The sequence below is a fragment of the Sphingomonas sp. Leaf412 genome (assembly GCF_001425405.1).
Taxonomy (GTDB): Bacteria; Pseudomonadota; Alphaproteobacteria; order Sphingomonadales; family Sphingomonadaceae; genus Sphingomonas.
Window position 1 is genome coordinate 92,336 of sequence record NZ_LMQP01000004.1, and the last position, 8,275, is coordinate 100,610.

General features: G+C 68.8%; 10 protein-coding genes and 1 pseudogene. 4 read left to right on the forward strand and 7 right to left on the reverse strand.

Going from position 1 to position 8,275, the window contains the following annotated elements; all coding sequences use genetic code 11:
• The 5 genes and pseudogenes from ASG29_RS17620 to ASG29_RS14715 all read right to left on the reverse strand — a co-directional run.
• The coding region (locus ASG29_RS17620) for an enoyl-CoA hydratase-related protein (protein ID WP_235532947.1) at positions 1–226 on the reverse strand (226 nt) is incomplete at its 3' end.
• A 41-nt stretch (positions 227–267) separates the two neighbouring features.
• Complete coding sequence (gene mce / locus ASG29_RS14700) at positions 268–687, reverse strand: methylmalonyl-CoA epimerase (RefSeq protein ID WP_055985952.1); 420 nt, start codon at positions 685–687, stop codon at positions 268–270.
• Complete coding sequence (locus tag ASG29_RS14705) at positions 684–908, reverse strand: hypothetical protein (RefSeq protein ID WP_055985955.1); 225 nt, start codon at positions 906–908, stop codon at positions 684–686. Before ASG29_RS14705 ends, mce begins: the two co-directional genes overlap by 4 nt.
• Positions 905–1,192, reverse strand: coding sequence for a hypothetical protein (locus ASG29_RS14710; RefSeq protein ID WP_055985959.1), 288 nt, complete (start codon positions 1,190–1,192; stop codon positions 905–907). Before ASG29_RS14710 ends, ASG29_RS14705 begins: the two co-directional genes overlap by 4 nt.
• Positions 1,193–1,237: 45 nt before the next feature.
• Positions 1,238–2,763, reverse strand: a pseudogene (locus ASG29_RS14715) (acyl-CoA carboxylase subunit beta).
• Positions 2,764–2,877: 114 nt separating this feature from the next.
• On the opposite strand from ASG29_RS14715, the gene ASG29_RS14720 reads away from it, so the two are divergent.
• Positions 2,878–4,245 (forward strand): helix-turn-helix domain-containing protein, encoded by a 1,368-nt coding sequence (locus ASG29_RS14720; protein ID WP_055985963.1) that lies wholly within the window; start codon positions 2,878–2,880, stop codon positions 4,243–4,245.
• Positions 4,246–4,294: 49 nt separating this feature from the next.
• Here the strand turns inward: ASG29_RS14720 and ASG29_RS14725 are convergent, their stop codons facing one another.
• Both ASG29_RS14725 and ASG29_RS14730 read right to left on the reverse strand, forming a co-directional pair.
• Entirely contained in the window at positions 4,295–4,753 is a 459-nt protein-coding gene (locus ASG29_RS14725; protein WP_055985967.1) for a nuclear transport factor 2 family protein, read from the reverse strand.
• A 50-nt stretch (positions 4,754–4,803) separates the two neighbouring features.
• Entirely contained in the window at positions 4,804–5,409 is a 606-nt protein-coding gene (locus ASG29_RS14730) for a TetR/AcrR family transcriptional regulator (protein ID WP_055986562.1), read from the reverse strand.
• A 135-nt stretch (positions 5,410–5,544) separates the two neighbouring features.
• Here ASG29_RS14730 and acs point away from each other — a divergent pair, with 135 nt between their 5' ends.
• The 3 genes from acs to ASG29_RS14745 all read left to right on the forward strand — a co-directional run.
• Complete coding sequence (gene acs, locus ASG29_RS14735) at positions 5,545–7,485, forward strand: acetate--CoA ligase (protein WP_055985970.1); 1,941 nt, start codon at positions 5,545–5,547, stop codon at positions 7,483–7,485.
• 153 nt (positions 7,486–7,638) lie between these two features.
• On the forward strand, positions 7,639–7,854 hold the full coding sequence (locus ASG29_RS14740; RefSeq protein ID WP_055985973.1) for a hypothetical protein: 216 nt from the start codon (positions 7,639–7,641) through the stop codon (positions 7,852–7,854).
• A gap of 106 nt (positions 7,855–7,960) precedes the next feature.
• A partial coding sequence (locus tag ASG29_RS14745; RefSeq protein ID WP_200932543.1) for a hypothetical protein occupies positions 7,961–8,275 on the forward strand: 315 nt, incomplete at its 3' end.

The following is an 8,275-nucleotide window of genomic DNA, read 5'->3' on the forward strand; positions in this document are numbered from 1 at the left end:
CCTTCACCACGCTGTCGCCGCCGCGCGCCTGAAGGTCCGCGCCCGAACAGAAGGCGCGCCCCGCGCCGGTCAGGAGGACGGCGCGCGCACCCTGAAGATCGTACAGCGCCACGGTCAGGTCGTCCGCCAGCTGGATCGACGCCGCGTTCAGCCGCTCGGGGCGATTGAGCGTGAGGACGAGGACATCGCCCTTCCGCTCGGTCAGGATCGTTTCGTATTCGGCCATGCTGTCTCTCCTGTATGCGGTCTCGGACGGACCGCCGTTCGTCAGTGCGCCGCCTTCGGCGTCTCCATCAGTTCCACCAGCATCCCCCCGAAATCCTTCGGGTGGACGAACACGATCGGCGTCCCGTGCGCGCCGATGCGCGGCTCCCCCAGCACGGTCGCGCCGTTGCCCTTCAGGTGCGCGACGGCGGCGTCGATGTCCGGCACCTCGAAACACACGTGATGCTGCCCGCCCGCGGGATTCTTCTTCAGGAACCCCGCGATCGGCGACGTTTCGTCATACGGTTCGATCAGTTCGACCTGCGTATTGGGGGCGTCGATGAAGCAGACCTTCACCCCCTGCGCGGGAAGGTCGAACGGCTCCCCGATCGCGTCGGCGCCGAGCAGGAGACGATAGGTCTCGATCGACGCCGCGATCGACGGCGTCGCGACGCCGACGTGGTTGAGGCGGCCCAGTTTCATTCTTCAATCCTTGCTTGAGGTGGGCCGGCGAACGGCGCGCCGGTCGCGGCCCGCAGGAACCCCTCGATCTGTCCGACCCGGTCACGCAGGGCAACGTGGCTGTCGGTCAGTCGCGTCATACGACTGCCGAGCGCGTCGAGGTCCTTCGTCAGTCCGTCGAGCTGGTCCTTCATCGTCAGCGCGGTCTTGATAAGCCCGAACGCCTTCTCGCCCGCGCTCATGCCGGATCGCCCGCAAGTGCGGCGTCGACCGCGGCGCAGGTCCGTGCGATCGTCGCGCGCATCGCATCGATGGTGCCCTTCATCTGTTCAATCGATCGCTCCAGTTCCGGAAGGGCGAGTTCCAAGGCCTCCTCGTCCTCGTCCGCCGTCGATGGCGAAGCGATGTACCGGCTCGTCGCGTCGCGGACGACGTGCCCCACCGAACGGCCGCTGCTCGCCGCAAAGGCGTCTAGCGCCGCCTTGTGATCGGGGGTCGTCAGAAAGGTCACGCGTTCGGTCTGCATGGTCGCCACTCCTTCACATGACCTTATAATGTGCAGGATAGGCGTTCACAACGGAATGTTGTCATGCTTCTTCCACGGATTCTCCAGCGCCTTGCCGCGCAGCTTCCGCAGGCCCAGCGCGATGCGGCGGCGGGTCGAGTGCGGCTGGATCACCTCGTCGATGAAGCCCTTGCTCGCCGCGACGAAGGGGTTGGCGAAGCGCGCCTCGTATTCCGCAGTGCGCGCCGCGATCTCGTCGGGGGTGCGGCCGCGGAAGATGATCTCCACCGCGCCCTTCGCGCCCATCACCGCGATCTCCGCGGTCGGCCAGGCGTAGTTGAGGTCGCCGCGCAGATGCTTCGACGCCATCACGTCATACGCGCCGCCATAGGCCTTGCGCGTGATGACGGTGATCTTGGGCACGGTCGCCTCGGCATAGGCGAACAATAGCTTCGCGCCGTGCTTGATGATGCCGTTATGCTCCTGCGCGGTCCCGGGCAGGAAGCCGGGCACGTCGACGAAGGTCACGATCGGGATATCGAACGCGTCGCAGAAGCGGACGAAGCGCGCCGCCTTCTTGCTGGAATTGATGTCGAGCGCGCCCGCCAGCACCATCGGCTGGTTCGCGACGATGCCGACCGTGCGCCCCTCGATACGCCCGAAGCCGGTCAGGATGTTGCCTGCATGCGCCGGCTGCACCTCGAAGAAATCGCCCTCGTCGACGACCTTCCGGATCAGCTCGTGCATGTCGTACGGCTGGTTGGCGCTGGCGGGGAGAGGGTGTCGAGGCTGTCCTCGACGCGGTCCCACGGGTCGTCGGTCGGCCGCTCGGGCACGCCTTCGCGGTTGGACAGCGGCAGGAAGTCGATGAAGTCGCGCGCCGCCAGCAGGGTTTCGATATCGTCCTCGAACGCATTGTCCGCGACGCTGGTCTTCGTCGTGTGCGTCACCGCGCCGCCCAGCGCCTCCTGCGTCACGACCTCGTTCGTCACGGTCTTCACGACGTCGGGGCCGGTGACGAACATGTAGCTTGAGTCCTTCACCATGAAGATGAAGTCGGTCATCGCCGGCGAATAGACCGCGCCGCCCGCGCACGGCCCCATGATGAGGCTGAGCTGCGGCACGACGCCGCTGGCCAGCACGTTGCGCTGGAACACCTCGGCATAGCCGCCCAGCGACGCCACGCCCTCCTGGATGCGCGCGCCGCCGCTGTCGTTCAGGCCGATGACGGGAGCGCCGACCTTCATCGCCATGTCCATGATCTTGCAGATCTTCTGCGCATGGCGTTCGGACAGGCTGCCGCCGAAGACGGTGAAATCCTGGCTGAACACGAACACCAGCCGTCCGTTGATCGTGCCCGATCCGGTGACGACGCCGTCGCCTGGGAACACCTGCTCCGCCATGCCGAAATCGACGCAATTGTGCTCGACGAACATGTCGAGTTCCTCGAACGAGCCCTCGTCCAGCAGGATGTCGAGCCGCTCGCGCGCGGTCAGCTTGCCCTTCGCATGCTGCGCATCGATGCGCTTCTGCCCCCCGCCGATGCGGGCGGCGGCGCGTTTCTTTTCCAGTTCGGCGATGGTCGAGGACATCCGGCTCTCCTGCTCGCCGCCGTCCTGCCCCGCGCGGGCGGCAAGGGCAAATGCGAAGTTGCGAAGTTGCGAAGGATGGGGTTGCGAACTATCCTCCCCGGCACGGGGAGGATAATGAAACCACGTCTCTACGCCGGTCGCCCGTTGCGCGCCCTCCGCCAGGCCGCGGGGCTGGACCAGCGCGCGATGGCGGCGCGGCTCGGGTTGTCGGTCAGCTACCTGTCGCAGCTGGAAACCGACGCCCGCCCGCTCACCGGCGCGGTCGCCGCCGCGCTGGCGCGCCACTATCCGCAGGCGCTGGCCGCGATCGAGGGCGAGGGCCCCGCCCGTCGCCTCGCCGCGCTGACCGAGGCGCTGGAGGACCCCGCCCTCCCCCCAATCGCACCCGACGACGCGGCGCGGCTGGCGGAGGAGCGCCCCGACGTGGCGGATCGCGTAATCGCGCTCCACGTCGCGCGCCGCGCGGCGGAGGAGCGCCTGTCGCTGGCGGAGGAATCGTTCAGCGCGGGGGCGGGCGCACGCCTGCCGTGGGAGGCGGTGCGCGACTGGTTCCACGAGGCGGGCAATTACGTCGATGTCCTGGATCGCGCGGCGGAGGAACTGAGCGCACGCGAAGGCGGCGGCGCCGACTGGCCCGCCGCCTTCGCCGCGGGCCACATGCGCCTCGCCACCGACGCGGACGAGGACGCGCCGCTCGCGCGCTTCGACGGGCGCACGCTGACGCTCAACGCCACGATACCGGCGGAGACGCGCCGTTTCCTGATCGCCCACCGCCTCGCCGCCACCGCCTTCGCGGCCCAGATTGCCGCGATCGTCGCGGCCGCCGGGCTTTCGACGACGGAGGCGCGGCGGCTGCTCGCGATCGGGCTCGCCAATTACGCCGCGGGTGCGCTGCTCATGCCCTACGCCCCCTTCCGTGCCGCCGCGCGCGACCTGCGCCACGACATCGACCGCCTGTCGCGCCGGTTCGGGGTCAGTTTCGAACAGGCGTGTCATCGTCTCTCCACGCTCCAGCGCCCGGAGGCGCAGGGCGTGCCCTTCTACTTCTGCCGCGTCGACATGGCGGGCAACATCACGAAGCGGCACAGCGCCACGCGGCTGCAATTCGCGCGCTTCGGCGGCGCCTGCCCGTTATGGCACGTGCACGAAGCGGTCGCGATCCCCGACCGCATCCTGGTCCAGCACGCCGAGACGCCCGACGGCGTCCGCTACGTATCGATGGCGAAGGGATTGGTGAAACCGTCCGGCCGCTTCGACCGGCTCGCGCGTCGCTACGCCGTGGTGCTGGGGTGCGAGGCGACGCACGCATCCGGGTTCGTCTATGCCGATACGGTCGATCGTGCCGGGGCGGCGACCCCGATCGGCATCTCCTGCCGCCTGTGCCCCCGCCCCGATTGCGACCAGCGCGCCTTTCCGCCCAGCGACCGCCGGATCGTGGTGGAGCCGGACGTGCGGCGCGTGGTCCCGTATCGGCTGGCGTGACGGATCGCGCGGCGCGATCGAAACGGCGCCGCGCCGCGATCCGGCGGCGTCAGCGGAAGCGCTGCTTCACCCACGCCTGGTCCCAGTTCGACACCTGGTGGGTGCGGCCGCGCAGCTCCGTGAACATCCATCGGCCGTCCCGCTTCTCGAACCGGTCGGTGTAGTTCAGCGTCAGCACGACCGCATCGCCGTCGATCGTGCACAGGCACAGCAGGTAGAACCGGCCGGTGGCGCTCTGTCCGTCGTCGGCGATGTCGACCCGCGGCTGCGTGACGAAATGCAGCGCCCAGGTGATATGCGCCGGCAAGGCGCGGAAATGCGCCGCGATCTCCGCACGGCCGTTCATCGACCCGCCCTCGCCGTCGACGACCCAGCTGCCGTCCTCGGTGAACAGTCCGGCGATCCCTTCGGCATCGTAACCGTCGTCGCAGAAGGCGGCATAGTCGTATTTCAGCCGCTCGATCGCGCGAATGTCCTCCAGTCGTTGCAGGCGTTGTTCGATGGTCATGGGATCGTTCCTCGATCGGTGGTCAGGACAAGGGGTATCGGCGGACGGGATCAGGCGGCGGGCCAGGCGAGCATGGTCGCGCGCACGATGCCCAGCAGCGTGTCGCGCGACGCGCCGCTCTTGGCCTGCACCGCCATCCCCTGGATGACGGCGAAGACGTACGAGGCGGTCTCGTCGCTCGACAGGCCCGGTGGAAGGGCGGCCGCATCGCCGAGCGCGTCGAACCGGTCGCGAAGCTGTCGGCGAAACCGCTCCCGGCTGCCGATCAACGCCTCCCGGATGCCGTCGCCGTCGTCCGAGCAGGCAAGCGCGGCGTTGGTTTCCAGGCATCCGGGCGGGGTCGACGGCCCGGTGTGGAGCCGGGCGATGCCGGTCAGCAGCGCCGCGACGATGGCGCGCGACGGTTCCTTCGCCAACGCATCCGCCCGGAAGGCGAGATGGTCGCGGCGGTACCGGTCGACGGCCCTGCGGAACAGCGCCTCCTTGCTTCCGAACGCCTTGTACAGGCTGGACTTCGTCAGCTTCATCCCGGTCATCAGGTCGTCGAGCGACGCGCCTTCGTAGCCCTTGTCCCAGAAGATGAGGAGCGCGGCATCGAGCACCTCGTCCTCGTCGAATCCGCGGGGGCGGCCCGCGCCCTGCTTCCCGATCACCATGGCCTGCATATATGGACCGTTCGGTCCACAATCAATGCCCGCGGCGACGCGCGGTACGATCGCGCGAATCGCCACGTCGGCCTTGCCATCGCGCCGCTCCGCCGGGCATCAGGCCGCAACGAAGGAGAAAGCGTGATGTCCCAGCCGCGAGACCTCTATCCCGTCCCGGCCGAATGGGCGGCGACGGCGCGGGTCGACGCCGCGGGATATGACGCGCTCTACGCGCGCAGCGTCGCGGAACCGGACGCGTTCTGGCTGGAGCAGGCGGCGCGGCTGGACTGGACGACGCCGCCGACGACGGCGGGCGACTGGTCCTTCGACGCGGACGATTTCCACATCCGCTGGTTCGCGGACGGGACGCTGAACGCCAGCGTCAATTGCATCGACCGCCACCTCGCCACGCGGGCCGACGACGTCGCGATCCTGTGGGAACCGGACGCGCCGGACGAGGAGCCGCGCCGCTTCACCTACCGGCAATTGCACGCGGAGGTCTGCCGCTTCGCCAACGTGCTGAAGGCGCAGGGCGTCGCGAAGGGGGATCGCGTCACGATCTACCTGCCGATGATCCCGGAGGCGGCGTTCGCGCTGCTCGCCTGCGCGCGGATCGGGGCGGTGCATTCGGTCGTGTTCGGCGGCTTCTCCCCCGACGCGCTGGCGGGGCGGATCGAGGATTGCGGATCGAAGCTGGTCGTGACCGCGGACGAGGGGCGGCGCGGGGGCAAGCGCATCGCGCTGAAGGCCAATGTCGATGCCGCCGCCGATCGCGCCCCGACGCTGGAACGCGTGATCGTCGTGAAGGCGACCGGCGCGGACGTCGCGATGGGCGACCGCGACCTGTGGTATCACGAGGCGGCGGAGGGCGTCGCCGCGGACTGCGCGCCCGAGCCGATGAACGCGGAGGACCCGCTGTTCATCCTGTACACCAGCGGATCGACCGGAAAGCCCAAGGGCGTGCTGCACACCACGGGCGGTTACCTGCTGTGGGCGGCGTATACGCACGAACTGGTGTTCGACTATCGCGCGGGCGACGTGTGGTGGTGCGCCGCCGACATCGGCTGGGTCACCGGCCATACGTACATCGTCTACGGCCCGCTTGCGAACGGGGCGACGACGCTGATGTACGAAGGGCTGCCCAACTGGCCCGACGCGTCGCGTATCTGGCAGGTGGTGGACCGGCACAAGGTCCACACGATCTTCACCGCCCCCACCGCGCTGCGCGCGCTGATGAAGGAGGGCGACGCGCCGGTGAAGGCCACCGACCGGTCGTCGCTCAGGCTGCTGGGCACCGTGGGGGAGCCGATCAACCCCGAGGCGTGGCGCTGGTATCACGACGTCGTCGGCGATGGCCGCTGCCCGATCGTGGATACGTGGTGGCAGACGGAGACGGGCGGCGCGCTGATCGCCCCGCTGCCCGGCGCGACCGACCTGAAACCCGGTTCCGCGACGAAGCCGCTGCCCGGCGTCCGGCCGCAACTGGTCGACGAATTCGGCGCGGTGCTGCACGGCGCGACCAGCGGGAACCTGTGCATCACGCACAGCTGGCCGGGGCAGATGCGGACCGTCTGGGGCGACCACGACCGCTTCTTCCAGACGTATTTCACGACCTATCCGGGCACGTATTTCACCGGCGACGGCTGCCGTCGCGACGAGGACGGTTATTACTGGATCACCGGCCGCGTCGACGACGTCATCAACGTGTCGGGGCACCGCATGGGCACCGCGGAGGTCGAAAGCGCGCTGGTCCTGCACGCCGCGGTGGCGGAGGCGGCGGTGGTCGGCATGCCGCACGAGGTGAAGGGACAGGGCATCTACGCCTATGTCACGCTGAATACCGGGCAGGAGCCGTCGTCCGACCTGGCCCGGACGCTGAAGGCGTGGGTCCGGAACGAGATCGGCGGGATCGCGACGCCCGACGCGATCCATTTCGCGCCCGGCCTGCCGAAGACCCGGTCCGGCAAGATCATGCGCCGCATCCTGCGCAAGATTGCGGAGGGCGATACCGCGGCGCTGGGCGATACGTCGACGCTCGCCGACCCCGCGGTCGTGGACGATCTGGTCGCCAATCGCGTCGGTTGATCGGGCGAATCCCTCCGCCCGACCTCAAAAACGGCGGCTAACGACCCCGGACGATTGACGAATCGGTGAGGAAGGCGCGCTATACCGGGGCGGTTGGGGAACCGCGGCAATGTGGCGGCGACGGGGAGCCGCTCACCCGTGTCAGGGGGTGGAATGGGTCGGATCGACGAAAAGCAGCTGTCGGACGTGTTGTGGTCGGCGCGTAGCGCGGGGTCGCGCATGATCCTGCCGTGCACCAGCGACCGCGGCCTGATCGCGCTGCTGAAGGAACTGGGCCTGGTGCGCGAGCAGCTGGGCCATATGGTGCTGACCCCCACGGGGGTCGAACGACGGCGACGCTGTTCGCCCTATCCCGCCTTGTCGGCCTGAACCCCGCCCGCTCCGCCGGTTCTCAAAACGGGCAGCGAGCGGCTTGCGGCCGCGCCGCGACCATGATCCCTTCCTTCCGCTTTCGAAGCGAAAGGGGGAAACTGACATGATTCGTACGATCGGTTATGCCGCGGCGCTCGCGGCCACGGCGGGCGGCTCGGCGCTCTGTGCGCGCATGTGGACGGACTACACGCCGACCAGGGGCATGTGGGAGATTACCGCGATCGAGGTCGATCCCGGCCATATCGACGATTACCTGACCGGCCTGAAGCGCACGCAGGTACCGGGTTTCGAGATCATGAAGAAGCGCGGGCTGATCGACGACTACAAGTATCTCGTCCGCAACGGCTACAGCCGCAGTTCGCCGACCGTCGTCATCATGGCGCATTTCACCAGCGCGTCGGCGCTGGAACCCAACCGC